This is a genomic window from Curtanaerobium respiraculi (assembly GCF_024609215.1).
Lineage (GTDB): Bacteria > Actinomycetota > Coriobacteriia > Coriobacteriales > Eggerthellaceae > Curtanaerobium > Curtanaerobium respiraculi.
In genome coordinates this window covers 77,420-102,888 of record NZ_JANIPD030000023.1, presented here as the reverse complement: position 1 = coordinate 102,888, position 25,469 = coordinate 77,420, and the positions used below count along the sequence as shown (strand labels likewise).

26 protein-coding genes are annotated in these 25,469 nt (G+C 66.9%); 21 read left to right on the top strand and 5 right to left on the bottom strand.

Annotated features, from left to right (window positions below; all coding sequences use genetic code 11):
* The first annotated feature begins 6 nt into the window (after positions 1-6).
* The 11 genes from NOV21_RS06965 (at position 7) to holA (ending at position 10,470) form a co-directional block, all read left to right on the top strand.
* Positions 7-891 (top strand): patatin-like phospholipase family protein, encoded by an 885-nt coding sequence (locus tag NOV21_RS06965; RefSeq protein ID WP_283170403.1) that lies wholly within the window; start codon positions 7-9, stop codon positions 889-891.
* 383 nt (positions 892-1,274) lie between these two features.
* Positions 1,275-2,072, top strand: coding sequence for a dihydroorotate dehydrogenase electron transfer subunit (locus tag NOV21_RS06960; RefSeq protein WP_283170404.1), 798 nt, complete (start codon positions 1,275-1,277; stop codon positions 2,070-2,072).
* On the top strand, positions 2,073-2,993 hold the full coding sequence (locus NOV21_RS06955) for a dihydroorotate dehydrogenase (protein WP_283170405.1): 921 nt from the start codon (positions 2,073-2,075) through the stop codon (positions 2,991-2,993).
* Positions 2,987-3,718 (top strand): orotidine-5'-phosphate decarboxylase, encoded by a 732-nt coding sequence (gene pyrF, locus NOV21_RS06950; RefSeq protein ID WP_283170406.1) that lies wholly within the window; start codon positions 2,987-2,989, stop codon positions 3,716-3,718. The genes NOV21_RS06955 and pyrF overlap by 7 nt, the downstream gene beginning before the upstream one ends.
* Positions 3,719-3,929: 211 nt before the next feature.
* Complete coding sequence (mihF, locus tag NOV21_RS06945; protein WP_283170407.1) at positions 3,930-4,238, top strand: integration host factor, actinobacterial type; 309 nt, start codon at positions 3,930-3,932, stop codon at positions 4,236-4,238.
* Positions 4,239-4,805, top strand: coding sequence for a guanylate kinase (gmk, locus tag NOV21_RS06940; RefSeq protein WP_283170408.1), 567 nt, complete (start codon positions 4,239-4,241; stop codon positions 4,803-4,805).
* A gap of 19 nt (positions 4,806-4,824) precedes the next feature.
* The gene (locus tag NOV21_RS06935) at positions 4,825-5,085 is read left to right on the top strand and encodes a DNA-directed RNA polymerase subunit omega (protein WP_283170409.1); all 261 of its coding nucleotides are present in this window, start codon (positions 4,825-4,827) and stop codon (positions 5,083-5,085) included.
* 111 nt (positions 5,086-5,196) lie between these two features.
* Positions 5,197-6,399, top strand: a complete 1,203-nt coding sequence (gene thiI, locus NOV21_RS06930) for a tRNA uracil 4-sulfurtransferase ThiI (protein WP_283170410.1) — start codon at positions 5,197-5,199, stop codon at positions 6,397-6,399.
* A 125-nt stretch (positions 6,400-6,524) separates the two neighbouring features.
* On the top strand, positions 6,525-7,190 hold the full coding sequence (locus NOV21_RS06925; protein ID WP_283170411.1) for a ComEA family DNA-binding protein: 666 nt from the start codon (positions 6,525-6,527) through the stop codon (positions 7,188-7,190).
* 25 nt (positions 7,191-7,215) lie between these two features.
* Positions 7,216-9,489 (top strand): DNA internalization-related competence protein ComEC/Rec2, encoded by a 2,274-nt coding sequence (locus NOV21_RS06920; protein WP_283170412.1) that lies wholly within the window; start codon positions 7,216-7,218, stop codon positions 9,487-9,489.
* Between the two features lie 9 nt (positions 9,490-9,498).
* Positions 9,499-10,470 (top strand): DNA polymerase III subunit delta, encoded by a 972-nt coding sequence (gene holA, locus NOV21_RS06915; RefSeq protein WP_283170413.1) that lies wholly within the window; start codon positions 9,499-9,501, stop codon positions 10,468-10,470.
* Between the two features lie 166 nt (positions 10,471-10,636).
* Here the strand turns inward: holA and hemW are convergent, their stop codons facing one another.
* Genes hemW through lepA form a run of 4 tightly spaced genes read right to left on the bottom strand, consistent with a single transcriptional unit; the run spans position 10,637 to position 14,729 of the window.
* Positions 10,637-11,746, bottom strand: coding sequence for a radical SAM family heme chaperone HemW (gene hemW, locus NOV21_RS06910; protein WP_283170414.1), 1,110 nt, complete (start codon positions 11,744-11,746; stop codon positions 10,637-10,639).
* Positions 11,739-12,719: a tRNA dihydrouridine synthase DusB gene (gene dusB / locus NOV21_RS06905; protein ID WP_283170415.1), complete on the bottom strand. Its 981-nt coding sequence runs from the start codon at positions 12,717-12,719 to the stop codon at positions 11,739-11,741. Before dusB ends, hemW begins: the two co-directional genes overlap by 8 nt.
* A gap of 9 nt (positions 12,720-12,728) precedes the next feature.
* Positions 12,729-12,923, bottom strand: a complete 195-nt coding sequence (locus NOV21_RS06900; protein WP_283170416.1) for a hypothetical protein — start codon at positions 12,921-12,923, stop codon at positions 12,729-12,731.
* Positions 12,924-14,729, bottom strand: coding sequence for a translation elongation factor 4 (gene lepA / locus NOV21_RS06895; RefSeq protein WP_283170417.1), 1,806 nt, complete (start codon positions 14,727-14,729; stop codon positions 12,924-12,926).
* A 394-nt stretch (positions 14,730-15,123) separates the two neighbouring features.
* On the opposite strand from lepA, the gene rpsT reads away from it, so the two are divergent.
* The 10 genes from rpsT to recO all read left to right on the top strand — a co-directional run bounded on the left by rpsT (position 15,124) and on the right by recO (position 23,527).
* Positions 15,124-15,627 carry a 30S ribosomal protein S20 gene (rpsT, locus tag NOV21_RS06890; protein WP_283170418.1) on the top strand — a complete coding sequence of 168 codons (504 nt, stop codon included), beginning with the start codon at positions 15,124-15,126 and terminating at the stop codon, positions 15,625-15,627.
* 208 nt (positions 15,628-15,835) lie between these two features.
* Complete coding sequence (gene hrcA / locus NOV21_RS06885; protein ID WP_283170419.1) at positions 15,836-16,843, top strand: heat-inducible transcriptional repressor HrcA; 1,008 nt, start codon at positions 15,836-15,838, stop codon at positions 16,841-16,843.
* Positions 16,844-16,865: 22 nt separating this feature from the next.
* The gene (gene dnaJ, locus NOV21_RS06880; protein ID WP_283170420.1) at positions 16,866-17,990 is read left to right on the top strand and encodes a molecular chaperone DnaJ; all 1,125 of its coding nucleotides are present in this window, start codon (positions 16,866-16,868) and stop codon (positions 17,988-17,990) included.
* Positions 17,991-17,993: 3 nt separating this feature from the next.
* A complete protein-coding gene (locus NOV21_RS06875; protein WP_283170421.1) occupies positions 17,994-18,776 on the top strand; it encodes an RsmE family RNA methyltransferase in 783 nt (260 codons plus the stop codon).
* Positions 18,773-20,023 carry a MiaB/RimO family radical SAM methylthiotransferase gene (locus NOV21_RS06870; protein WP_283170422.1) on the top strand — a complete coding sequence of 417 codons (1,251 nt, stop codon included), beginning with the start codon at positions 18,773-18,775 and terminating at the stop codon, positions 20,021-20,023. Before NOV21_RS06875 ends, NOV21_RS06870 begins: the two co-directional genes overlap by 4 nt.
* Positions 20,020-21,006, top strand: a complete 987-nt coding sequence (locus tag NOV21_RS06865; RefSeq protein ID WP_283170423.1) for a PhoH family protein — start codon at positions 20,020-20,022, stop codon at positions 21,004-21,006. Before NOV21_RS06870 ends, NOV21_RS06865 begins: the two co-directional genes overlap by 4 nt.
* Before the next feature lie 8 nt (positions 21,007-21,014).
* Positions 21,015-21,476 (top strand): rRNA maturation RNase YbeY, encoded by a 462-nt coding sequence (gene ybeY, locus NOV21_RS06860; protein ID WP_283170424.1) that lies wholly within the window; start codon positions 21,015-21,017, stop codon positions 21,474-21,476.
* Positions 21,473-21,850 (top strand): diacylglycerol kinase, encoded by a 378-nt coding sequence (locus tag NOV21_RS06855; RefSeq protein WP_283170425.1) that lies wholly within the window; start codon positions 21,473-21,475, stop codon positions 21,848-21,850. Before ybeY ends, NOV21_RS06855 begins: the two co-directional genes overlap by 4 nt.
* Before the next feature lie 3 nt (positions 21,851-21,853).
* Positions 21,854-22,759, top strand: coding sequence for a GTPase Era (gene era / locus NOV21_RS06850; protein ID WP_283170426.1), 906 nt, complete (start codon positions 21,854-21,856; stop codon positions 22,757-22,759).
* The gene (gene recO / locus NOV21_RS06845) at positions 22,760-23,527 is read left to right on the top strand and encodes a DNA repair protein RecO (RefSeq protein ID WP_283170427.1); all 768 of its coding nucleotides are present in this window, start codon (positions 22,760-22,762) and stop codon (positions 23,525-23,527) included. It abuts the gene before it with no gap.
* 372 nt (positions 23,528-23,899) lie between these two features.
* On the opposite strand, the gene NOV21_RS06840 is transcribed toward recO, so the two are convergent.
* Positions 23,900-25,066 carry an IS110 family RNA-guided transposase gene (locus NOV21_RS06840; protein WP_283170428.1) on the bottom strand — a complete coding sequence of 389 codons (1,167 nt, stop codon included), beginning with the start codon at positions 25,064-25,066 and terminating at the stop codon, positions 23,900-23,902.
* Positions 25,067-25,469 lie beyond the last annotated feature (403 nt).

Sequence of the window (25,469 nt, the reverse complement as noted above, 5' to 3'; positions counted from 1 at the left end):
CGCTCCATGGGCGATTTGCAGTGCAACATCACCGACACGGCGCTCATCTTCGAGGGCGGCGGCATGCGTGCGTCGTACACGGCGGCCGTCGCCGTCGCGTTGATCGAGAACGGCATGAACTTCAGCCACGTGTACGGTGTCTCGGCGGGCAGCAGCAATTCCGTCAACTACGTCTCGCGCGATGTGGGGCGCACCAAATGGTCCTTCACCACGCTGATGGACGACAAGAAGACGTTCGGCACGGGGAAGTTCCTCGCGCATAAGGGCTGGTTCAACGCTCATTACATCTATCAGGAGATATGCCAGACCGGCCGCGACCTCGAATACGACTTCGAAACCTTCTGCCAGAACCCGGCCCAGGTGACCATCGCGAGCACCGAACGCGACACGGGCCGCAGCAGGTTCTGGACGAAGGAAGACATGCCCACGCTCGACGACCTCATGATCCGCGTGCGGGCGTCGAGCACGCTGCCCATCGTGATGCCCCCGGCGAATATCGAGGGCAGCTATCACTACGATGGCGGGCTGGCCGAGGGCAACGGCATCCTCCTCGAGCAGGCCCGCCGCGACGGGTTCGAGAAGTTCCTCGTGGTGTGCACGCGGCCGAGGGGCTACCGCAAGCCGCTCGCGCCCAACCCCTGGGCGATGGCCTTCTTCTGGCGGAGGCCGCGCATGCGCGAGGCGCTGACGAACTGGGGTCCCGGATACAACGCGGTCTGCGATGAGCTCGAGCGGCTCGAGGCGCAGGGAAGCGCCTACGTGTTCTACGCGGAGGATATGGCGGTCGAGAACAACACCACCGATGTGGGGCGCCTGCTCGCGAGTTACGATTCGGGCCAGGCGCAGATCAGGCGCGACCTTCCGGCGATCGAGCGCTTTCTGAGGGGGTGACGATGGGGGCCCTGCCGTGCGTTTTCGGGCCGACCCCATCGTCGGCGCCACGGCGATCGCGGCACCTCCCGTTTCGGCGCTTCCCCGGCGATGCCGCCGCCGGCTTCCGCGACGCCGCACGGCGCCGCCCATCCCGGGGCTCCCCTCGTCCTTTCCGCGGCATGCTTCCAGGGATTCGCCCGTGCCGGCGGGAAAAAGGCGGCCGGCCGGCAACCCTGTAAAAGGGCTGCCATCATCCTAGACCAACATGCGAGCGCCACGTTGCCGCCGGGCATCGCTTTGCTCGCTCTGTCGACCGATTTCTACTGTAAGGGGCGGAGCGGTCCGAGCTGTTCCAGATGGTATGATGGAAAGCGGAAATTCCCGATGGAGAAGGGGAGCGCATGGAGCATATCCAACGAGCAGGTCTCATCGACGAGCAGGCGATCCTGCTCGAGAACGTTCAGGTGGGGCCCGAGCTGTACGTTATGACGCTCGAGAGCCCGCGTATCGCCGCGCGGCTGCAACCCGGCCAGTTCACCCACGTCCGCATTCCCGGCATGGAGGCCCATCTGCTTCGGCGGCCCTTCAGCGTGTACGAGGCGTTTCCCGACCGGGGGACGATGGATATCCTCTACCAGGTCGTCGGCTTCGGCACTGAGCACCTTGCGCAGGTGGAGCCTGGGGCCGTTCTCGATCAGATCGGCCCGATCGGGCGGCCGTGGGATGCCCCCGCGGGCGGCGACCGCCTGCTCGCCGTCGCGGGGGGCGCCGGCGCGCCTGCGGTGTTCATGCAGGTGAAGGCGACGTTGGAAGCCGGAGGGTCGGCCGATGTGGTGCTGGGCGCCCGCACGGCCGAGGCGCTGGTTTCGCACGAGCGCTACGCGGCCCTTCTGGGACGGGATGCGGTGTGCGCGACCGATGACGGATCGTTCGGCCATGCGGGTTTCGCCACGCAACCGGCTGCCGACCTGCTTCGGCGCGGGTCGTACACGCGGGCCATCACGTGCGGCCCCGAGCCGCTGATGAGGAAGGTGGCCCAGGCCGCCGCCGAAGCCGGGGTGCCGTGCCAGATCTCGCTCGAGCGACGCATGGCCTGCGGCGTGGGCGCATGCCTGTCATGCGTGGTGGAGACGGCGGCGGGCAAGAAGCGCGCGTGCGTGGACGGGCCCATCTTCGACGCGGAACAGGTGGTGTGGTAGATGGCTTCGCAGGTGAGCATGTCCGTCAACTTGGGCGGACTCGCCATGAAGAACCCCGTGACGGTGGCGAGCGGCACGTTCGCCTCCGGCCGGGAGTACAACGATTTCGTACCGGTCGAACGCCTCGGAGCGGTCACGACGAAGGGCGTGTCGCTCAACGGATGGGAGGGCAATGCCAGCCCCCGCATCGCGGAGACGCCCGCCGGCATGCTGAACAGCATCGGGCTCCAGAATCCCGGCGTCGAGGCGCTGAAGCGCAAGGACCTCGCATGGCTCGAGGGGCGCGACGTCCCGGTCATCGTGAACGTGTCAGGTCATAGCTTCGACGAGTACGTGCAGGTCATCGAATCGCTCGACGAGGACGACCGCGTGAGCGCGTACGAGGTGAACATCAGCTGCCCGAACGTGGATTCCGGCGGCATGACGTTCGGCGTCCACGCGCCGAGCGTGGAGAAGGTCGTGGGGATGTGTCGCGCGGCCACGAAGAAGCCCATGATCGTGAAGCTTTCGCCGAACGTGACCGACGTGGTCGAGATCGCGAAGGCGGCCGAGGCGGCGGGGGCGGACGCCCTGAGCCTGATCAACACGTTGCTCGGCATGGCGGTCGACGCGCGCACCCGCAAGCCGGTGCTGGCCCGCGTGGTGGGTGGGCTCTCCGGCCCCGCCGTGAAGCCGGTCGCCCTGCGCATGGTGTGGCAGGTGCATGGCGCCGTGGACGTGCCGATCCTGGGCATGGGCGGCATCTCGTCGGGCATCGATGCCGTCGAGTTCATGCTCGCCGGCGCGACGGCGGTCGCGGTGGGCACGGCGAACTTCGCCAATCCGCATGCGACGGCCGAAGTGATCGATGGGATACGGGCGTATTGCCTTGAGCAGGGCGTCGCCGACGTAAACGAGTTGATAGGAGGCCTGCAATGCTAACGGACTACCAGGACATCCCCGCGCGCGAGCGCATCATCGTCGCGCTGGATTGCGGCGTGGGGAGGGCGATGGACCTCGCCGACATCCTCCATGGGCACGCCGCGTGGCTTAAGATCGGGATGACGCTGTTCTACAAGCTGGGACCCCAGGTCGTCTACGATTTCAAGAGCCGCGGCTACAAGGTGTTCCTCGACCTGAAATTCCACGACATCCCCCATCAGGTGCGCGGGGCGGCTGCATCCGCCACGCACAACGGCGCCGACATGCTGACCATGCACGCCATCGGCGGCGCGGCAATGATGCAGGCAGCGCTGGAGGGCACGCGCGAGGCGGCATCCGATTACGGGATCGAAGAGCCCATCACGCTGGGAATCACGGTCCTCACCAGCATGGACCAGGAAGCCCTCGCCGCCTCGGGTGTGGAGCGCCCGATTGCCGATCAGGTGCTCTCCCTCGGCATGCAGGCGCAGGCCGCGGGCCTTTCCGGAGTGGTTGCGTCTCCCATGGAGGCGGCGATGCTCCGCGAGGCGCTCGGCCCGAACGCTGCGATCGTGACTCCGGGCGTCCGCCCGGCGGGCGCCGACGCGGGCGACCAGAAGCGTATCGCGACCCCTGCCGAGGCTTTAGCCGCCGGGGCATCCCACCTGGTCATCGGCCGGCCCATCACGCAGGCGGCCGACCCGGCCGCCGCGTTCGAGGCGATCGCCGCCGAGATCGGGGCCTGACGTGAGGCCCTTCGCCCGCCTCCCGGGCGGCAAGGGTCTCGCATCGGGCGATTTGAAAAAGGGAGCCCGCATAAGGCCTGTTCATTTGCGCCGTCCGTCTAAAGTATGGCTCAAATGGGCAAATCTGCTGGTAGAGGCGCTTTCGATGTATTACTATCTACCAGAGTATGCTTTATGCGAAGCAGAATCTGCGGGAGATTAGGAGTTATGTATGGCTATTCCTCAGCTGACCCCCGAAGAGAGAAAAGCCGCCCTCGACAAAGCGAAGGCAGCGCGCATCAAGCGCGCCCGGGTCCGCGAGGACCTGAAGGGCGGGAAGGTGACGTTGTCGCAGGTGATCGACATGCGCGATGACGAGGTCATCGGCCGCATGAAGGTCTCCACCTTGATTGAGACGCTTCCCGGATACGGGAAAGCCAAGGCGGAAAAACTCATGAACGAGCTTCGCATCGCCCCCAGCCGCCGCTTGCGCGGGCTGGGCGACCGACAGAAGGCCGCGCTGCTGGAGCGGCTCGGCTAGATGGCTCGAAAAGGGAACCTGTACGTGATATCCGGCCCGTCGGGCGCCGGCAAGGGGACCTTGGTTGCCCGCGTGCTGGAGCGGGTGCCCGATGCGTGGGTCTCGGTATCGGCCACCACGCGCAAGCCCCGGCCCGGCGAGCAGGACGGCGTCCATTATCTCTTCCTCTCCGATGAGGAATTCGACCGCATCGCCGCCGCCGACGGCTTCTTGGAATGGGCCGACGTGCACACAGCCAGATACGGCACCCCGCTGGCGAGCGTGCGCGAGCATATGGCCGCCGGCGACCAGGTGATATTGGAGATAGACGTGCAAGGCGCCTTCCAGGTGAAGGAGAAGCTGCCCGAGTGCCATCTCATCTTCATCGATGTCCCAAGCCGGAAGGAGCTGCTGCGGCGCCTCCGCGAACGCGGGACCGAAGCTGAAGATGTGATTGCTGCGAGGATGCGCGTTGCCGACATGGAGCTTTCTTTGAAATCGCAGTATGATTACACGGTTGTGAATGACGATATTGAACGGGCGACCGCCGAATTGGCGGGCTACATTCAGCGTCAAGCCGAAGAGTGAAGTAGGGGAATCTGCAAGTATGAGCCTTATCGAACCTAAAATCGACAAGCTTCTGGACGAGGCGGACAACGACCGCTTCCTGCTGTGCGCCGTCGCCTCGCATCGCGCGCATGACATCAACGACATGCTGCGAGGCCAGCGCGACCGCGCCATGCAGTTGGACACCGCGGTCGAGATCGCCCGGGCTTCCACCAAGAAGCCGCTGTCCATCGCGTTCAAGGAGATCGCGAACGAGGACGTTTCGTACGACCCCGAGACCATCGACGCGAAGAGGCATTAAACCCCGCTGCCCTGCCTCGCCGTCCGCTCGCTGCCCGGCGTCGATTTTCCCCCGCATGCATGCCCGCTCCGATTCGTCGGACGGGCTTTCTTCTTCACGGTAAGGAACCATATGGAATTCCAGCGCATCTGCTTGGTGCATTATCATGAGATCGGCCTGAAGGGCCATAACCGCTCGTCGTTCGAGAACCGGCTCCTCAAGAACATCCGCGCCCTGCTCGAAGGCAAGCCGATCCGCGATATCCGGCGCATCTCGGGCCGCGTGCTGATCCTCGTCGAGCAGGGGGCGACCTGGGAGGACGCCTGCGATATCGAAGAGTCCGTCCTGGGGGTGCCCGGCGTCGCCCGCGTTTCGTGCGGCTACGCCTGCGAGCGCGACCTCGAGGCCATCGGCCGGGCAGCCGTGGCTGCGTTGGATGATGCGGGGGATTTCACGACGTTCAAGGTCGCCGCGCGGCGCAACCACACCGATTTCCCCATCGACAGCATGACGCTCAACCGCGAGGTGGGCGCCCTCCTGTGCGCTGCCTTCCCCGATAAGATCGTGAAAATGAAGGATCCCGATGCGCTGGTGCACGTGGAGGTCATCCAAGGCGGAGCGTACGTGTACGCGCGCAGCGAGCGCGGCGTGGGAGGGCTTCCCGTGGGCTCTTCGGGCAAGGTCGTCAGCATGCTTTCGAGCGGCATCGACTCGCCGGTCGCCAGCTGGCGCATGGCGCGGCGCGGCGCCATCGTCATCGGCGTGCATTTCAGCGGCCGTCCGCAGACGAGTTCCACGAGCGAGTTTTTGGTGGATGACATCGCGCATCTGCTCGAGCGCACCGGCTGCATCGCGCGCGTGTACATGGTGCCCTTCGGCAACTACCAGCGCGAGATCGCCGTCTCCTGCCCGCCCGAGCTCCGCATCATACTGTACCGACGGCTGATGTTCAGGGTGGCGGAGCGCATCGCGCAGCGCGAGGGCGCGAAGGCCCTGGTGTCCGGCGAGAGCCTGGGGCAGGTGGCCTCGCAGACCATCGAGAACATCCTCGTCACCAATGCCGTGGTGGGCCTTCCCGTGTTCCGCCCGCTGATCGGCAGCGACAAGCAGGAGATCATAAGCGATGCGGAACAGCTCGGGACCTTCGAGATCTCCAGCCAGGACGCACCCGACTGCTGCACGCTGTTCATGCCGCGCAATCCGGAGACGCATGCGAAGCCGGAAAAGGTGGAGGCCGCGGAAGCCGGCCTTCCCATCGAGGCGTGGGTGGACGAGATCGTCGAGGCGGCGGAGGTGCACGACTACGTCTGCCCGTCGTATCGCAAGCGCGCATAGGAGCATCGCGGGGGCTTTGCGCGATGAGCGCGCGACGCCCGGGGGGAGCGAGCGAGGTTTGCGCGGGGCTGATCCGGTGACCTCGCATTGATACGGTCGCATCCACCTACGAAGGAGATGCGATCATGCCGTTCATCGATTCTGCCGAAACCGTGCGTTTGAAGCTGCGCCTTCCCCAGGTGAGCATCCCGCTCCTTGTCGGGTTATCCGCCCTGGCCATCGCCATCGCGGCGATCGCGGTTCTCAATCTGGCGAATTTCGCCACGGGCGACGATTTCGCCATAGAGCGGCGAGGCGGCGCCCTTGCGGCGGCCGAGGGGGCGCAGGGCGATTGTTCTGCCGTCGCGATGATCTCGGTTTACCTCACCGGATGCGTCGGCTCTCCCGGAGTCTACGAAGTTCCCGAGGGGTCCCGCGTGGCCGACGCCATCGAATGCGCCGGGGGTTTGGCCGACGACGCCGCCCCGGAGAGCATCAACCTCGCCCGCAAGGTCGTGGACGGCGAGCATGTCTCCATCCCCGCGCAAGGCCAGGCCGATGCCGCGGACGAATCCGAGGCGAGCGGATCGGACGGCGGGGGAGGCGGCTCCCCCTCGGGAAGCTTGGTGAACATCAACACGGCAAGCCAGGCGGAGCTGGAGTCGCTTCCGGGCATAGGACCTTCGACCGCCGCCCGAATCGTGGCGAATCGCGCTGATGAGGGGCCGTTTATCCAAAAGGACGACTTGAAGCGGATTTCCGGGATCGGTGACAAGAAGTATGCGGCTCTCGAAGACCTCATCTGCGTCTGAGGCTCCACCCCGCCCGGGAATCCCTTTGACGTTGCCCATGGCGTTGGGATTGTGGCTCGCCTGCGCCGCCGTCCTTCCCGGCCTGGCCGAGGTCGGAGACGGGTCCTGCCTTGCCATCGGCGCAGCGGGCCTTGCGTGCGCGGGTATGGCGTGGCTCGGATGTTCCCGCTCGACGCATCCGTTGCCCTGGGCGGCGCTCCTCGGCGTCGGGCTAGGGGTGTGCCTCGCATGCCAAGCCGCCGTCTCGCTCCATGCCCGTTCCCGCGAGGCGTTGGACCTTGCCGCAGATGGCAGGGCCTACCGCGTCGTCTCCGATGCGGCGGAGGGGGATTTCGGTTCGAGCTGCCTCGCCGAATGCGAGCTGCCGAGCGGGAAACGCGCCCTCGTGCGCATCAACCTTCCCGAAGATGCGAGCCTGTCGTGCTGGACGGTGTTCGAGGCGCGGTGCCGCGTGAAAGGGCCGAGCGCGCGGGCTGCCGGGTACTACTGGCGGCAGGGCGCGGTGGGCTCGGCGACCGTCCATTCCCTGCAAATCATCGATTCCGATTCGCCGCTCGCTTCGATCGGGCGATTCCGCGCAGCATGCGGTGCGCTCTTCGACGGCCGGGAGTCCGATGGCGTCGCGTTGATGAAGGCCCTTCTGTTCGGAGATAGGCGGCGTTTGTTCACGCGCCCCCTGTACGGTGAGCTGAAGGCGGTCGGGCTGGCGCACCTGGCGGCGGTCTCGGGCGCCCATCTCGCCTTGATCGCCGGCATGGCCGCGCTGCTGCTCCGGGCGATGCGCGTCCCGCGTCCCGCTTCGGCGATCGCGCTTTCGGGGTTCATTACCGTGTATGTGCTGTTCACCGGGGCGTCCCATTCGGCCATCCGGGCGGCCCTCATGGCGGTCTGCGGCCTTTCCGCGTTCTTCGTCAAACGCAGGCCGTCCGCCCTGTCCGCCCTGTCGCTGTGCGCCATCGCGCTGATCGCGGCGAACCCCTTCATCGCGCTGTCGGCCTCGTTCGCCCTCTCGGCCTCTGCGACGCTGGGAATCGTCGTCTTCGCGCGCTACGCGGGGGCATGGGTCCGTGCGATGTGCAAGGGGAGGTTCCGGCCGGTTGCCGACGCGTTCGGGCTCACCCTCGCGGCGAATGCCTGCACGGCGGGCATATCGATCCCGCTCTTCAGCCAGCTGCCGCTGATCTCCCTCGTCTCCAACCTCCTGGTCGCCCCGTTGTTCGCGATCATGTGCGGGGGCGGGTCGCTGTGCGTCGCCGCATCCCTGATCGCACCCTGCTGCTCGAACCTGGCGATCGGCTGCGCGATCGCCGCGGGGGAGGCGGCGTGCTCGATCGTGCATGCCCTCGCCCATGTTCCCTGCGGTTGCATCCCCGCATCCGCCGATCTTGCGATGGGGGTGCTCGCCACCGTGGTCGGGGCGACGGCGGTGTGGCGGTGGTGGCCCACGCCACGATGCGCCGACGGATGGGGCGCGTTCAGCGCCTTGGCAGCCATCGCGCTCGCCGGGCTGTTCGTGCTTCCCGACGTCCATGGATGCGAGATCGTCATGCTGGACGTGGGGCAGGGGGACGCCCTGCTGATCCGGTCGGGACGCCATGCGATGCTGGTGGACACGGGGACGAACGACTCCCTGCTGCTCGCCGGCCTGGCGCGCCACGATGCCCGCGCGCTGGATGCAGTCCTCATCACGCATGCGGACGACGACCATTGCGGCAGCTTGCCCGCCCTGCTCGATGCGGTGCCCACGGGTTGCGTCTGCGTTGCGGGCGATCTGCTCGCCGACGATTCGGAATCGTGCGCCCGCCTTCGCCGGAACCTGCCCGCAGGGCGGGTTGAGGCGCTCCATGCGGGGGATGCGATCTTTTGGGGCGGGTTCTCCGCGGAGGTCCTCTCGCCCGAGCGCTTCGTCGATGGAGGGGGCAATGCGGATAGCATCGTCATGGCCGTCGCGTGCGATTGCGACCGGGATGGCTCGATCGACATGCGGGCGCTGTTCACGGGCGATGCCGAGGCGGATATCCTCCACTCGGTGGACGGGAGGTCGCCCATCGGCCCCGTCGATATACTCAAGGTACCGCACCACGGCTCGCGCGCCGGGGTGGACGTGGAGATGGCCGAATCGCTGCGTCCGCGCGTCGCGCTGGTGAGCGTGGGGGAGGGGAATGGGTACGGGCATCCCTCCTCCCAGGTGGTCGACCTGCTGCGTGAAGAAGGAGCGGCGGTGTATCGCACCGACGAGCAGGGGGATGTTGTGTGCGCTTTGCGGCCCCGCGGCATCCGCGTCACCACGCAACGATAGAATGGCGCCATGGACCGGAACGATCAACACCCCCTCCTTCCCGCCTACCTCGCCATGGGATCGGACGATCTCAAACGCGAGGTCGTCGTCAAGCGGCTCCGCCAGCGCATCGCGCGCGAGGGGAATCTCGATTTCAATTCCGAGACGTTCGACGGGGCCACCGCCTCGGGGGAGGCGATCGTCGTCGCCTGCAACACGCTCCCCTTCGCGAGTCCCGTGCGGTTGGTGCAGGTGGACGATTGCGACAGGCTCTCCACCGCCGATCGCGAGCCCATCGTCGCGTACCTGGAATCTCCATCGCCCACGACCGTGCTCTGCCTGGTGTCGCCAAGCCTCCAGAAGAACTCGCGGCTGTACAAGGCGGTCGCCGCGTTGGGGAAAAGCGCGGTGATCGATTGCGCGCTTCCCAAGCGGAAGGACCTTCCCGCCCAGGTGCGCGCCATGGCGACGGGCAAGGGCATCACGCTCACGCCCGCGGCCGCCGAGGCCCTGGTCGATCGCGTGGGGGAGAACACGGTCGCCCTGGAGGCCCAGTTGGGGAAGCTCGCGCTTGCGCACACCGGGTCGGATGCCGTCAACGAGAGCGAGGTCGTCGCCCAGGTCGCGGCGACGGCGGAGCGGAAGCCATGGGATTTCACCGACGCGTTCTCGCAGCGCAACGTGCAGAAGTGCCTCTACATCAGGTCGCGTCTGGGCGGCACAAGCCCCTTCGCCCTGCTCGGCATGTGCGTCACGCGCGTCCGCGAGCTCATGATCGCCCGCAGTTTGGCAGAGCGGGGGCGCCAGGCCGACTTGGCGAGCGTGCTGCATCAGCCCTCCTGGCGTGTGAGGAACCACATGATGTGGGCGCGCGGGTTCACCGCCGACGAGCTGCATCGGGCGCTCGTGTCGGCACGGGACGCGGAGATGGCCATGAAGAGCGGGGCCGACCCCGAAGGCGCGTTCCAAGCTTGGTGGCTCCAGGCGATTGCGAGGCGCTGAGCCGGCGGGACCCGGCTAGGGAAGCACTGGCGAATTCCGCCAGCCCGAGAACGGCATGCTGGCGCCGGAGCGGCTCGATCCCCGTTCGAGCACGCCTGCGCCCGCTTGCCTTCCGCCGCTCCGGCGCTCAGCCCGCCGTCCCCGGCCAAGGCGGAATTCATCAGTGCTAGGGAGCCAGCTCGAAGATGGGTTCGTAGAGGTCGTTGCCGCAGATCCAGCCTCGCTCCGTCGGCATCCAGCGGCCCGGTCCGCGCATCACGAGGCCGTTCTCCTCGAGGCGCCGGAGGACGGAGGGGAGCTCGGGAGCGACCTCGGCCGCCCAGGCGACCTTCCCATCGGAAACGCCCTCGCTCATCCGCATGCCGAGCATGATGTCCTCCACGCGCATCTGCTTGACGTCCAAATCGTCGATGACCTGCCCGTCCTGCTTGCGCATGCGACGCTCCGCGTTCTGCGTCATCGTCACCACGGAAGGCCCCAGCCCCAGATAGGGAATGCCGGTCCAGTAGGCCTTGTTGTGGCGGCAGGCGAACCCGGGCTTCGCGTAGCTTGCCACCTCGTAGCGCTCGAACCCGGCCTCCCGCAGGAGCGATTCGGCATCCTCCATCTGCCGGGCCTGCGCATCCGGGTCGATGTCGTCCATCCGCCCTTTCGCGACGAGCCCGTAGAAGGGCGTGCCCGGCTCGATGGTGAGCGGATAGACGGACACATGCGAAACGTCCAGATCGATTGCCTGGCGCACGCTCGATCGGAAGCTCTCGCGGGTTTGCCCGGGAACCCCGCACATCAAATCGACGCTCACGTTGTCGAAGCGCTCGTGCGCGGTCTCCACCGCACGCCGCGCGGCGGCGGCATCATGGATGCGCCCGAGCTTTCCCAGCACCTCGTCATCGAAGCTCTGCACGCCGATCGAGAGCCTATTCACCCCCAGGGCGAAGATGTCCTTCACCATGCGGTCGGTCAGGCTTTCGGGGTTCGCCTCCATGCTGCATTCCACGTCGGTGGTCAGGCGCATGGAGAGGCTGAGCATGTAGAGGATCTCGGTCAGGCGGGCGTGGCCCAGGTAGCTGGGTGTGCCGCCGCCGATGTAGACGGTCTCGATGCTTCCCAGCATCCCGTCGCGGCTCGCCTTGCGGATATCCATGAGCATGCGCGCGGTGTATTCGTCGAAAAGGGGGGATCCGGCGGGCGCGGCCTGCGTGGCGAAGTCGCAATATCGGCATCGCTGCTTGCAGAACGGCACGTGGATGTAGAGCGCTTTGTACGGATCATGCATTTGGCCCGCCTTTCGAAAGGAGCTCGTCGAAAATCGCCTCGAAATCGGCGAGCGTCGTCGCGGTGTTGAGCGCCCCCCGCGCCGCCGAGGCGCCGGGGAACCCCTTCACGTACCAGCCCGCATGCTTCCTCATCCGCACCAAGGTGCGCGCATCCCGGGCGGCGAGCAGGCGGGCGTGGCGGCGCATGGTCGCGATGCGCTCCTCGAACGTCGGGCCCGCAGGTACCGGCTCCCCCGCCAGCGCGGCCGAGATCTGGGCGAACAACCAGGGGTTGCCCTCCGCGGCGCGGGCGACCATCACCGCGTCGCATCCCGTCCGCCGGCGCATCGAGACCGCATCGCGCGCGCTTGCGACGTCGCCGTTGCCCACGACGGGGATATCGACCGCGCGCACGACGCGGGCGATGGCCTCCCAATCGGCTGTCCCCCGGTACATCTGCTGCGCGAACCGGCCGTGCACGGTGACGCCGGAGGCGCCGGCCTCCTGCGCCATCGCCGCGAATGCCGCGGAGGTTTCGTTGCCGCATTCGAAGCCGCGCCGGAACTTCACCGTTACGGGCACGCGAACGGACGAAGCCACCGCGCGGATGATCTCCCGCGCCTCCGCGGGCCGCTGCATGAGCGAGGCGCCGTCGCCCTTCGAAACGATCTTCCGGGCCGGACAGCCCATGTTGATGTCGATGACCGCCAGCCGATCGCCCAGGATCCGAGCGACGTGCTGCGCCTCCTGCGCCATCACGGCGGGCTCGTGGCCGAACAGCTGGACGCCCACGGCATGCTCGTTGGGCGCGACCTCCAGCAGGTCGCCGGTCCGCACGTTGCGATACGACAGCCCCTTCGCGGACACCATCTCGGTGAACGTGAGCGAAGCTCCCTGCTCGACGCACAGCTGCCTGAACACGACGTCGGTCACGCCGGCCATGGGCGCGAGGATCGCCGGATGGCTTCGGAGGAATTCCCGGTACCCCGTCAAGGCGGGCCCCTACGAGAGCGAGGTGAGCAGGTCGCCGATGCTGCCCAGCAGCATCGCGAACAGCACCAGAAGCACAGCGACGGCGACGGTGCACCCGATGCCGACGGCGGCCTTGCTCCCGCCGCTCATGCCGCCGCCCAGCTGCGCGCTCTTCTTCTCGTCGAACGGATCGTCGAGCCAATCGTATTCCGCGCGCCTGCCCATCTACTCATCCACCTTCAGAATCGCCATGAAAGCCTCCTGGGGGACCTCCACGTTTCCGATGCTCTTCATGCGCTTCTTGCCCTGCCTCTGCTTTTCCAGCAGTTTGCGCTTGCGGCTGATATCGCCGCCGTAGCATTTGGCGAGCACGTCCTTCCGCTTCGCCTTGACGTTGGTGCGCGCGAGCACGCGGCTGCCCACGGCGGCCTGGATGGGCACCTCGAACAGCTGGCGGGGGATGATCTCCTTCAGCTTCTTGCATAATACGTTGCCGCGGTCGTAGGCCTTGTCCTTGTGCACGATGAAGCTGAGCGCGTCGATGGGCTTGCCGGAGAGCAGGATATCGAGTTTGACCAGCTCGCTCGGTTTGTAACCGTCGAATTCGTAATCGAGGGAGGCGTATCCTTTGGTGCTGCTCTTCAGGCGGTCGAAGTAATCCAGGATCAGCTCCGACAGCGGCAGCTCCCAGATCTCCTCCACCGTGGTCTGCGAGAGGTAGTTCATCGTCACGAAGGTGCCGCGCCGCGCGACCGTCAGGTCCATGACGGCGCCCACGAAATCGGGGGGCACCAGGATGCGCGCCTTCAGGTAGGGTTCCTCGATGCGGTCGATGGCGCTGGGGTCGGGCATGTCCTGTGGGGAGCGGATGCTCGACACCTCGCCGCCCTTGAGGTGCACGCGGTATTCCACGCTGGGGGCGGTGGCCAGGAGGTCCAGCCCGAATTCGCGCTCGAGCCGCTCCTTCACCACCTCCATATGCAGCAGGCCCAAGAAGCCCACGCGGAAGCCGAAGCTCAGCGCATGGCTCGTCTCGGGCTCGAACACGAGCGCGGGGTCGTTCAGCGTGAGCTTCTCAAGCGCATCGCGCAGGGCGGGGTACTGGTCCGATTCGATGGGGAACAGCCCGGCGAACACCATGGGCTTCGCCTCGCGGTATCCCGGCAGAGGTTCGGCGACCCCGCCCTCGGCCAGCGTGATCGTGTCGCCCACCTTCACGGCGCTCGGGTCCTTCAGCCCGGTGACCAGGTAGCCGACCTCGCCGACGCCCAGTTCGCCGGTGGATATCTCGGCGGGACGGCGCACGCCCACGTCCTCCACGAGCGTCTCCTCGTCGGTTGCCATGAGGCGGATCCTCGCGCCCTTGCGCATGCAGCCGTCGTATACGCGCACCAGCGCCACGACGCCGCGGTACGGGTCGAAGTACGAGTCGAAGATGAGCGCCTTCAGGGGCGCTGCGGCATCGCCCGTGGGGGCGGGGATGGTGTACACGATCGATTCGAGCAGGTCGTGGATGCCCTCGCCCGTCTTGCCGCTCGCCAGCACCGCCTCGTCGGCCGGGATGGCGAGGGCGTCCTCGATCTCGGCGCGAACGCGCTCCGGCTCGGCGCTGGGTAGGTCGATCTTGTTGATCAGCGGGATGATCTCCAGGTTCGCGTTCATGGCCATCATGGCGTTGGCGACGGTTTGGGCCTCCACGCCCTGGGTGGCGTCGACCACCAGCACGGCGCCCTCGCAGGCGGCCAGGCTGCGGCTCACCTCGTAGGTGAAGTCCACGTGGCCCGGCGTGTCGATGAGGTTGAAATGGTACACCTCGCCGTCATCGGCGGCGTAATCCACGCGCACGGCCTGGCTCTTGATGGTGATGCCGCGCTCGCGCTCGATCTCCATGCTGTCGAGCAGCTGGGCTTGCATGTCGCGGTGCGCCACGGTGCCGGTCATCTCCAACACGCGGTCGGAGATGGTTGACTTGCCGTGGTCGATGTGCGCGATGATGCTGAAATTGCGGATGTGCGATGCGTCTGTAGTCATGGGCACAAGTGTACCGTACCGCATCGCGCTGCGCATCAAATGGCCCTGCCTGCTCCAAACCGACAGAACCGCGAGTGGGGGAGGCCGTCTGGAAACTCGGCAGGTTGAATTTTTAAACGGGACGCCGGGGGTTAGATTCGCAACCAACCATGGGCGTCGATGGGCGTCGACTGGTGGGTCGGGGTAGGTCGGCTTGCCGGTAAATTGTGGATTCGCCGTCTGCTTTCTTCATGGCTTTCCCTCCCTCCGGTACCATATCCCCACGTCCGCTTTACCCGATGTGGGGAAGGTGGATATTTTACCGTGCGAACGTGTACCCTTATGCGAAGCATTGTGGTACGCTTTCCGGGTTTCTTTCACGGAACGCAGAGTATAAGTACAACGGAGGACGAACGTGGCGAATATCAAGAGCCAGAAGAAGCGCATTCTCACGAACGAGAAGGCACGCAAGCGCAACCGCGCCTACAAGAGCGAACTGCACACCGCGGTGCGCGCTGTCCGCGAAGCCGCGGAGGCGGGCAACGGGGCGGAAGCCGTCGCTGCCGCACATAAGGCGAGCCGTCTGCTGGACAAGGCTGCCAGCAAGGGCGTCATTCACAAGAACCAGGCCGCCAACCGCAAGAGCGGCGTCATGAAGCTGGCCAACCGCATTGCCACGCCGGAGGAGATCGCCGCGTACAAGGCTCCCGAGAAGAAGCAGCCCGTTGCAAAGGGCGGCACCAAGAAGGCCGCCCGCAAGGCCGAGCGCGCCGCCGCCTACGCCGAGAAGGCGAAGGCGAAGGAGGCCAACCGCAAGGAGGATCAGAAGGCGCAGGCCTCTGCCGAGAAGCGCAAGGCCGAGGAAGCAGCCGCAGCCGCAGCCGAGGCAGCCGAAACCTCCGAGGAAGCCGCTGAATAAGCGCAGCAGCGAATCCGCACGGATCCGTTCCGCATATCAAGGAAGAGGGAAGCCCATGCGGCTTCTCTCTTTTTGAGCGGTGGGGGCACGCTTTCCGCAGCCGCTTTCCGCAGCATAATGACGGCTTGGTGTCGTTTCAGCACTCGGGTTCCGCGATTGCTAAAATGCTTGAGTTGACCTAATGGAACCCGCGCGCGGAAGGGGACGAATGCTTTCAGATAGACGGCAGAGAGTGCTTGCCGCCCTCATCGAGGAGTACGTCTCGCATGCCCTCCCCGTCGGCAGCCGTACCCTCGTGGAACGCTACAACTTGGGCGTATCCAGCGCGACCGTGCGCAACGAGCTCTCCGCGCTCGAGGGTGAGGGCTACATCGCGCAGCCGCACACCTCGGCGGGGCGCATCCCCACCGACGCGGGGTACCGCAGCTTCGTCGACGACCTGCTGGAGAACGAGCTGACGGATGAGCGGCTCGACGAGGAGACCAGCAAGGCGGTCGAGCGCCTGCGGCAGAGCGCTTCCGAGCTCGACGAGCTGGAGAATCGCACGACGGAGGCCCTCTCGCGGCTCACGCACTGCCTTTCCATCGTGCTTCCCCCCAGCGCCCTATCGTTGAACGTCCGGCAGATCACCTTCGTCTCCTTTTCCGCGCATCGCGTGCTCGTGGTCGTGATCACGGAGGACGGCCAGGTGCTCAATCGGCAGGTCGATTTCGCCCACGAGGTTTCCGCGGACGACCTCGCCGCCGCGCAGACGCTGCTCAACCGTCTGCTCGCGGGGAAGTGCCTGGGGCAGATTCGCGCCGAGTTCGACGATGAGGCGGCCGCCGTCCTGGCCGACCCGGTGGTTCGCACGCTGTGCGACGAGGTGTTCGCCTGCTTGGAGGACGGCGACGGGTCGCGGGGCCATCGGCTCGGGCTCTCCACGCTGGTGCGCCAGCCGGAGTTCGCCCAGGCGGAGGTGCTCATGCCCGTGCTCGAGGTCCTGGAGGACGACACGGTGCTGCTTCAGATCCTCCACCCCGACTCGCCGGACAAGACTACCGTGCGGATCGGGCACGAGAACCGATCGTCGCAGCTCTCCGGGGTCAGCGTGGTCGCAGGGCGCTACGGCCGCGGCGCGGGAGAGGGCGTGGTGGCCATCATCGGCCCCACCCGGATGGATTATGCGCAGGTGATCCGCGCGGTGCATGCCGCACGGGCCGCTTTGGGCGAATAGACGAGAGAGGCAATCGGAGGACATGGCGAAAGATCTCTACGAGGTACTCGGCGTCGACAGGAATGCCACGGACGATGAGATTAAGAAGGCGTTTCGCCATAAAGCGCGCCAGCTTCATCCGGACGTTAACAAGGCGGCGGACGCCGAGGAGCAGTTCAAGGAGCTCAACGAGGCCTACGACGTCCTTTCCGATGCCAACAAGCGCGCCCAGTACGACCGGTTCGGGACGATCCCCGGCGCGTCCGGCGGCGGTCAGCCCTACGTCGACTTCGACGACATATTCGGAGGGTTCGGCATGGGCGACCTGTTCAGCAGCTTCTTCGGAGGCGCGGCGGCCGGCGGCGGCCGCGCCCGCCGCGAGGGGCGCGACATGGGCGTCGGCCTGCGCGTGACGCTGGAAGAGGTCGCCAAGGGCGTCAAGAAGGAGATCGCATACGACAGGCTTGCTCCCTGCCCCGAATGCGGAGGCAGCGGCCTGGGCGAGAGCGGCAAGGTTGTCACCTGCCCCGAGTGCCATGGGCAGGGGCGCGTGGTGACCGTGCAGCACACATTCATGGGCGATATGCAGACGGCGACGACCTGCCCCCGCTGCCACGGCACCGGGCACACGGTCGAGAATCCCTGCCCCGAATGCGAGGGCCAGGGCCGCGTGCCCGACCGCACCCAGGTGTCGGTGGAGGTTCCGGTCGGCATTCGCGACGGCCAACAGCTGCGCCTCGCCGGCTTCGGCGAGGCGGGCATGCAGGGCTCGGCGGCAGGCGATCTGATCGTCACGGTGCGCGTTATGCCGCACGAGTATTTCCAGCGCGACGGGGATAACCTCCACACCCGCGTGGACGTGTCGATCGTCCAGGCGTGCCTGGGCGCCGAGATCGAGGTCGGCGGCATCTTCGACGGCGAGAAGGTGAAGGTGCAGATCCCCGCCGGCTGCCAGAACGACCAGGTGGTGCGCACGCGCGGCTTCGGCATGCCCCGCTTCAGGAGCGACCTCCGCGGCGACCTGTTCGTCCACGTGAGCGTGACGGTTCCGAAGAAGCTCTCCAAACGCGAGCGCGAGCTGCTCGAGGAGCTCGCCCGGGAGATGGGCCAGAGTTACTCCGAGGAGCGCTCGACGTTTCAGAAGATCAAAGACTCCTTCGCCGGATAGCCCATGAGCCTTCCCCGATTCTTCTTGGACGGCCAGGTGCTCGGTGCCGAGGTTGCGCCGACGTTTCCCCTGCGTTTGAGCGCCGAGGACACCAGGCACGCGCGCGCGCTGCGGCTTGCGCCCGGCGAGCATATCGCGGTGGTGGACGCGGCGCGCGACTACTTCGAATGCGAAGTGGTCGAGGTCGATGCCGGCGGCATGGCCGTGCGCATAGCCGCCCACGAGGGGGCCGCCGCGGACGGGGCGAGCGTGATTCTCTTGCAGGGGGTGACGAAGGGCGACAAGATGGATTCGGTCATCCGCCACGCCACGGAGCTGGGCGTTTCCGCATTCATCCCCCTCGCCTGCGAGCGCAGCGTGGTGAGGCTCGATGAAAAGCGGGCCGCCAAGCGGCTCGAGCGGTGGCGCGCCATCGCGAAGAGCGCGGCCATGCAGTCCGGGCAGCCGGCCATCCCCGAGGTGGCCGGCATCATGACGGCCGGCGATGCCGCGGCCCTCCTATCCGGCGCGACATGCGTCCTCGTCTGCTGGGAGGAGGCGCGCGCGGGCGCGATCGGGCGGGCGGTGCGGGCATCGCTCGAGCAGTTGCGCATTCCGGCGGAGGATGCGCGGGTCGCCGTCGTCGTGGGGCCCGAGGGCGGCCTTTCCGAAAGCGAGGTCGATGCGTTCCTCGCGTGCAATCCACGGGCATGCACGGTCACGCTGGGGCGCAGCATACTGCGCACGGAGACCGCCGGCATCGTCGCGCCCGCGCTGGTCCTCTACGAGTTGGGCGGCCTGCAATGAGATTCGACGTCGTGAATCTGGGCTGCAAGGTCAACCGCGTGGAGATCGATGGCATCGCCGCGAAGCTGCTGGCTGCCGGCTCCATCCACGACGCGTCGGATCCGCAGGTCGTGGTCGTCAACACCTGCACCGTCACCGGTGAGGCGGAGAAGAAGACGCGCAAAGCGGTGCGCGGCGTCCTCCGTGCGCATGCGGATGCGACGGTGCTCGTCACGGGCTGCGCCGCCGCCATCGATGCGGAGGCGTTCGCCTCCATGAGCCCGCGGGTGCAGGTTGTGGGGAAGGCGCAGGTCGTCGACGTGTGCGAAGCGCTCTTCGCCGACGGCGCCGGTGTGTCGGAGGCGCCCTGCCCCGAGATCGCCGGCGTTGCGCAGGCGCCCGTCGTGCGCTTCGGCGGGGGGTTCCCCACGCGGGTCGGCATCAAGGTGCAGGATGGATGCAACCACGCGTGCACGTACTGCATCGTCCACACCGCCCGCGGTCGCGAGGCGAGCCTGCCGGTCGACGACGTCCTTGCCACGGCGCGCGCCCACGTGGATGCCGGGGCGCGCGAGCTCGTGCTCACGGGCATCAATTTGGGGGCATACGCCTCGGATGGGATCGGCCTGGCGGACTTGGTGCGAAAGATCCGCCTCGGCTGCCCCGAGGCCCGCGTGCGCATATCCAGCGTCGAGCCGAGGAACGTCGACGACGCCCTGGTCGAGCTCCTCGCGAGGGAGGAGGGGATGGTCTGCCGGCATCTCCACCTGCCCCTGCAGGCGGGGAGCACGCGCGTGCTCCGCGACATGGCGCGGCCGTATTCCGCGGAGGAGTTCTGCTCCATCGCGCGGCGGCTCTACGACCGCGTTCCGAGCATGAGCCTCTCCACCGACATCATCGTCGGATTCCCGGGCGAGACCGACGAGGACTTCGAGCGGACGCTCGAAGTCGCGCGCGCCTGCCGATTTAGCAAGATCCATGTCTTCCGGTACAGCAAGCGGGAGGGGACGCCCGCCGCCGCGCGAGCGGACCAGGTCCCCCCCGAGGCGATCGCGCGCCGTGCGCGCGTCCTGCAGTCGCTCGCAGCCGAATTGCGCCGTGACTGCTCCCTGCAGCGGGTGGGAACGCGCGAGCGCGTGCTGGTGGAGGCGGACGGCCGCGGGACGAGCGAGTCGTATTTCCCGGTCCGCACCGGGGATCTGCAGACGGGCTCACTGGTGAGCGCGACCTTAACATCTTTGGATAAGGATGGTATCTTCTGCCTATGACGAATTCCGCCCATATCAAGCTGACCGCCCCGCGCAACGTGGACATGGCGGCCGTCGTCGGTCCGTCCGACGGCATGCTGCGCCTGATACAGCAAGCGTACCGCGCCTCCATCACCGTGCGCGGCGACGAGGTGAGCATCTCGGGGGATGCGATCGAGGTCGATTCGGCCGCCTCGCTCTTCTCGGACCTGTTCAAAATGGTGCAGGGGGGAGGCACCCCCGACGAGCCGTATGTCAAGCGCGCCATCGAGCTGCTTAAAACGGGTGAGTTCTCCCCCCGGTCCCTGCGCGAGGACGTGATCATCTCGCACCGTGGGAGAGCCGTGCGCCCCAAGACCGCCGGCCAGAAGCATTACGTCGATGCTATCCGCAACAACACGATCACCTTCAGCATAGGCCCGGCGGGCACCGGCAAGACCTATCTTGCGATGGCCATGGCGGTGGCGTCGCTCCAACGCAAAGAGGTGTCGCGGCTGGTTCTGTCGCGTCCCGTCGTGGAGGCGGGGGAGAGCCTGGGCTTCCTGCCCGGTACGTTGTTCGAGAAGATCGACCCGTACATCAGGCCGCTCTACGATGCGCTCTTCGAGATGATGGACCGCGACGCGGCGCAGCGCCTGCTCGACGACGGCACGATCGAGATCGCACCGCTCGCGTTCATGCGCGGCCGCACGCTCTCCGATGCGTTCATCATCCTGGACGAGGCGCAGAACGCCACGCCGGAGCAGATGAAGATGTTCCTCACCCGCCTCGGTTTCGGCAGTAAGATGGTCATCACCGGGGACATCACCCAGCTGGACCTTCCGGGCGGCGTGTCGGGGCTTAAGCAGGTGCGTCCCATAGTGGAGGGCGTGCCGGATATCGCGTTCTGCGAACTTGAGGGAAGGGATGTCGTGCGGCACAGCCTGGTGGCTGAGATCGTGGCGGCATACTCCCGCGCCGAGGCCGAGACCGCCCGGCGCCCCATGCAGGCGCGGAGGAAGTAGGGCGATCCATGGACATCACCATCAACTACGAGTACGGCCGCGACGACGTGGAGCCCCTCCCCGTGGAAGGGTTGGCGGAGTTCGTCATCGCCGCCGAGGGGAAGCCGGCGAACACCGAGGTGTCGATCAGCTTCGTCGACGACGACGAGATGGCGCGCCTCAACGAGGGGTACCGCGGCAAGCGGGGGCCCACCGACGTGCTCAGCTTCGAGTGCGACAACCTCGACGACGATTTCGACGCTGCCGCGCCGGAGGGGGTCCCCTACGAGCTGGGGGACGTCGTCATCGCGGTGGACGTGTGCAAGCGTCAGGCGCCGCGGTACGGCAACACCTTCCAGCAGGAGATCGAGCTGCTCCTGACGCACGGGCTTTTGCACCTGTGCGGTTACGATCATATCGAAGAGGACGAGGCGGAGGCCATGGAGGCGCGGGAGCGGGCGCTGCTCGGCGAATGGAGATCCCGGTCGTGAAGCCCGGCTCCGGGAAAACGCCCTTCCTCACGTCCTTCCGCTACGCATGGCGGGGCATTCGCGCGGCCTATCGCACCGGCTTCAACATCCGCGTGCAGACGGCGGTCGCGGTGCTGGTGGTGGTTTTGGGGCTCGCGCTACGCCTCGACGCCGCCGAGTGGTGCGCGGTTCTGATCTGCTGCGGGCTCGTTATCGGCGCCGAGTGCATCAATTCCGCCATCGAGGACGCCGTCGATCTCGCCGAGCCCCGCATCAACCCCCTCGCAGAGCGCGCCAAGGATATGGCGGCGGGCGCGGTCTCGGTTTTCTCTATCATGTCGGTGGCCGTCGGGTGCATCGTGTTCCTCCCCCGTATCCTCGCCGTGTTAGGATGATCCATGGAAGATAAAGAGTTCCGTTCCGGCTTCGTCACGCTCGTGGGGCGGCCGAACGCGGGCAAGAGCACGCTCATCAACGCCATCATGGGCAAGAAGGTGGCGATCACCAGCGACACCGCGCAGACCACGCGCCATCGCTTCCGCGCCGTGTGCACGCGTGACGATTACCAGCTGGTGCTGGTGGACACGCCGGGGCTGCACAAGCCGCACGACGCGCTCGGCGAGGAGTTGAACGAGAGCGCCATGCAGGCGCTCGACGGCATCGACGCCGTGGCGTTTTTGCTGGACGCGAGCAAGCCGTTCGGCACGGGGGATGCCTGGGTCGTCGGGCATGTGGCGGCGGTGCATGCGCCGAAGATCCTCGTGGTCACGAAGACCGACCTGGTGGATGCCGGCGCGATAGAGGCGCAGGCGCGCGCCGCGGGCGATGCCGCCCCGTGGGATGCGGTGGTGTGCGTGTCATCGGTCACGGGCGAAGGAGTCCGGGAGTTCGTGGACGCCACAGCCGCCCTGCTGCCCCCCGGACCCGCCTGGTTCCCAGCGGATATGGAGACCGACCAGCCGATCGAGGTCGTCGTCGCGGAGTTCATCCGCGAGAAGATACTGCGCGGTTTCCACGACGAGGTCCCCCATGCCATCGGCGTGCTCGTCGATGAGATGGAGTACGACCGGAAGAAGAAGCTGGAGCGTATCTTCGCCACGATATACGTGGAGCGCGACAGCCAGAAGGGCATCATCATAGGCAAGGGCGGAGGCGCCCTGAAGCGGATCGGCTCGGAGGCGCGTGCGGATCTGGAGCAGCTGCTGGGGGAGCGCGTCTACCTCGATCTGCATGTGAAGGTGCGCAAGAACTGGCGCCGCGACCTGAACCAGATCCGGCGGTTCGGCTACGGGGAGGGCATGTAGGTGGCGAGCCCCACCTACCGCACGCGCGTGCTCGTCCTGAAGAAGACGAACCTGGGCGAGGCCGACCTGATCCTCACCCTGCTGCGGGAGGACGGCTCCCAGCTGCGGGCGGTGGCGAAGGGTGCGCGCAAGCCGAAGAACACGTTCGCCGCGCGGATGGATCTGTTCTCGGTGTGCGACGTGCTCGCCGTTTCCCGTCCGAAGCTCGACATCATCAGCGAAGCGCGCCTGGTGGCGGCCCATATGACGCTTAGGGAGGATATCGCGCGCATGTCGGCCGCGGCCCCCGTGCTCGAATCGCTCGCTCGCGCATCGCAGGAGGATCTTCCGGTTCCGCGCCTGTTCGACATGGCGGATGCGGCGCTCGACCGGTTGGGGGCGTGCGAGCTTCCCATCGCTCCCGCCATCACCGCTGCCTTCCTTGTCAAGCTGGTTTCGCTGCTGGGGTTCCGCCCCAGTTTTTCCGAATGCGTGGGATGCGGCGCGCACGTCGATCCGACGGGGGGCGCCGAGGTCGATTTCTCGTTTCCCGACGGGGGGGCGGTATGCCCGGACTGCGCTTCCTCCATCGACCATGTGCGCGTGCCGGCGCGCGCGATCACCGTATCGGATATGTTCCTCCATTCCACATTTTCCCAGGTGGAAGCTGGCGAGCCGTCTCTGTCCGACAGCTTTGGCGTCCTGCATTTCTGCCAAAGCTGGTTCCGCTCGCAGCTCAACCTGAATCTGAAGAGCTTGAACTACCTCTTCACCTGCGGTTTGTTCTAGGGAAGCGCTGATGGATTCCGCCGTCCCCGGGCTGGCGGAATATATCAGCGGTTCCCTCATATGCCCCGCACCCTGTCAAGAGGTAAATTTCTCCCAGGCCGAACCCGTCGATTCGGCCTGGGAGGCTCCTATGCATCACGCCGTCCGACCCGTTCGGAGAAGTCTCCGCTGAAGACGCCTGCGTTGCGGCATTCTCATATTCGCGGACACCGGTCTCCCGGCCCGCACTTCGAAAGGCTCGGCATGGGGATTGTCGCGTGTCAGTCTAGGTTCGCACGCACCGGAATCCCGTCCCGGCGTGCATAGGGAAGTCGCGAGCTCCCCGACGCTCCCTGAAGGAGCGGACGGCGGCGATGGTTTGCCCGCTCGCCGCTATTCCCCGGCGGCGAGCTCCGCGCGCACGATCATGCCCATCGCCCACATGTCGCGCACGAGCTCGGATGCCGCCGCGGTCTTCGCCGCGTTGGCCGGCTTGCCCCTGGCCACCAGGTGCTTGTAGCGCTCGGCGATCCGGACGTTGCACCTCAGCGCCTCCGCCTCGACCGCCGCGGAGACCTCGTGGCCCCTCCTCGGCGCCGACTTCGGCCCGGCGTTGTAGCGGCCGATTCCGGCGAGGGCCTCGATCGCGGCCCTGCGGCACGACGTGTCGCCCGCCTTGGTGATCCGCCCGTTGTTGCCGACCTTGGGGCCGCTGTCGTGCTTCGTCGGCACCAGGCCGAAGTAGGCGGAGACGGACCTGCCGTTCCTGAAGCGGGAGAAGTCGCCCATCGCGGCGATGAAGACGAGCGCGCCGATGGCGTCGACGCCCTTGAGTCTGCACAGCGCGTCGGCATAGGGCTTGTACGCCGGCGCCTCGGCGGCCTCCCTGCACCTCCGCGCGAGCGAGCGCGCCCGCTCGATGTCCTCGGTGGCGGTCTTGACGTAGCGCTTGAAGGCCTCCTGGGCGCGCGGGTCGGCGAAGGAGATTCCGGAGAGCCACTTCATGTAGCCGGGCGTCCAGGTCTTCTTGAGGCCGCCCGCCTTGGTCCTCTCGTCCCAGACGTGCCCATGGCGCAGCAGGAAGCCGCCGGCCTGCAGCTTCGACCGCCTGGAGGCGGAGGAGGCGTCCAGGTACGCCCCGGTCAGGTCCCTCAGCCCCTCGGTGGCCGCGTCCGGCACCCAGACCGACCTTATCTTGCTCGCCGGGTTCGCCATCTCCGAGAGCAGCCGGTCGGCATCCCTGCGGTCGTCCTTGAGCAGCTTGTCCTTCCCGTCGCGCGGGATGCTCGCCACGGCAATCACGTCGCACCCGTGCCCGAGCGCCCGCAGGCCGCGCAGGAGCCCGAACCCGCACGGCCCGGACTCGTACGCGAAGCGGCACGGCGCCGTCGCCCATCCCCGCGCCCAGGCCGCGACCTGCTCGGCCGACGGGCAGCCCGTCAGCCTCGTCCTCCTGCGCTCCCCCGTCGTCAGGTCGAGCGCGCTCAACGTGCTCGACCGTGCGTGCTGGTCGATCGCGACCAGCGTGGCGTATTCCGCGTTGATGGTATACTTCGGCATGGAAGGCCCCTTCCTCGGATCTCTTTGCGGTACGGCCGTAGCCGACTCGCCTGTCAGCTGTCAGCGTATCAGCCGGAGCCCGCGTCAACAGACGGTGGGGTCTTCTTTTTTTCTGCAAGGCCCCGCTATCGTTGGTGCGGGGCATATTGTCTAGGCGTCCCGGCGATGCCGGCGGAGACCGAGCCGGCATCGCAGCCGATCCCCATGGCGTCGCGGGCGTTCATGCTCCAAATATGCGGGCTGCCGGCCTGTTCGCGAGTCGAATTGCCGAATTGCCGAACCGGCGTCGTGCAGTGGTTCTCCCGGCTGCTTGGCTCCTGGGCCCGCTCCGCGGCCTATGTGCGTCCCGTGCAGGTTTGCGGATGGCGGCCCGCTGCCCGCGGCGGCTTCCCTATAATGGGCG

What these genes read in the sequence shown, in the direction of transcription:
- thiI (WP_283170410.1), top strand. Translation starts at nt 5,197, where the DNA reads ATGGAATTCCAGCGCATCTGCTTGGTGCATTATCATGAGATCGGCCTG.
- ybeY (WP_283170424.1), top strand. Translation starts at nt 21,015, where the DNA reads ATGGACATCACCATCAACTACGAGTACGGCCGCGACGACGTGGAGCCC.
- NOV21_RS06935 (WP_283170409.1), top strand. Translation starts at nt 4,825, where the DNA reads ATGAGCCTTATCGAACCTAAAATCGACAAGCTTCTGGACGAGGCGGAC.
- lepA (WP_283170417.1), bottom strand. Translation starts at nt 14,729, where the DNA reads ATGACTACAGACGCATCGCACATCCGCAATTTCAGCATCATCGCGCAC.
- NOV21_RS06965 (WP_283170403.1), top strand. Translation starts at nt 7, where the DNA reads ATGGGCGATTTGCAGTGCAACATCACCGACACGGCGCTCATCTTCGAG.
- NOV21_RS06875 (WP_283170421.1), top strand. Translation starts at nt 17,994, where the DNA reads ATGAGCCTTCCCCGATTCTTCTTGGACGGCCAGGTGCTCGGTGCCGAG.
- NOV21_RS06840 (WP_283170428.1), bottom strand. Translation starts at nt 25,066, where the DNA reads ATGCCGAAGTATACCATCAACGCGGAATACGCCACGCTGGTCGCGATC.
- mihF (WP_283170407.1), top strand. Translation starts at nt 3,930, where the DNA reads ATGGCTATTCCTCAGCTGACCCCCGAAGAGAGAAAAGCCGCCCTCGAC.
- pyrF (WP_283170406.1), top strand. Translation starts at nt 2,987, where the DNA reads ATGCTAACGGACTACCAGGACATCCCCGCGCGCGAGCGCATCATCGTC.
- NOV21_RS06925 (WP_283170411.1), top strand. Translation starts at nt 6,525, where the DNA reads ATGCCGTTCATCGATTCTGCCGAAACCGTGCGTTTGAAGCTGCGCCTT.
- gmk (WP_283170408.1), top strand. Translation starts at nt 4,239, where the DNA reads ATGGCTCGAAAAGGGAACCTGTACGTGATATCCGGCCCGTCGGGCGCC.
- hrcA (WP_283170419.1), top strand. Translation starts at nt 15,836, where the DNA reads ATGCTTTCAGATAGACGGCAGAGAGTGCTTGCCGCCCTCATCGAGGAG.
- holA (WP_283170413.1), top strand. Translation starts at nt 9,499, where the DNA reads ATGGACCGGAACGATCAACACCCCCTCCTTCCCGCCTACCTCGCCATG.
- era (WP_283170426.1), top strand. Translation starts at nt 21,854, where the DNA reads ATGGAAGATAAAGAGTTCCGTTCCGGCTTCGTCACGCTCGTGGGGCGG.
- dnaJ (WP_283170420.1), top strand. Translation starts at nt 16,866, where the DNA reads ATGGCGAAAGATCTCTACGAGGTACTCGGCGTCGACAGGAATGCCACG.
- NOV21_RS06960 (WP_283170404.1), top strand. Translation starts at nt 1,275, where the DNA reads ATGGAGCATATCCAACGAGCAGGTCTCATCGACGAGCAGGCGATCCTG.
- NOV21_RS06870 (WP_283170422.1), top strand. Translation starts at nt 18,773, where the DNA reads ATGAGATTCGACGTCGTGAATCTGGGCTGCAAGGTCAACCGCGTGGAG.
- hemW (WP_283170414.1), bottom strand. Translation starts at nt 11,746, where the DNA reads ATGCATGATCCGTACAAAGCGCTCTACATCCACGTGCCGTTCTGCAAG.
- NOV21_RS06955 (WP_283170405.1), top strand. Translation starts at nt 2,073, where the DNA reads ATGGCTTCGCAGGTGAGCATGTCCGTCAACTTGGGCGGACTCGCCATG.
- NOV21_RS06865 (WP_283170423.1), top strand. Translation starts at nt 20,020, where the DNA reads ATGACGAATTCCGCCCATATCAAGCTGACCGCCCCGCGCAACGTGGAC.
- NOV21_RS06900 (WP_283170416.1), bottom strand. Translation starts at nt 12,923, where the DNA reads ATGGGCAGGCGCGCGGAATACGATTGGCTCGACGATCCGTTCGACGAG.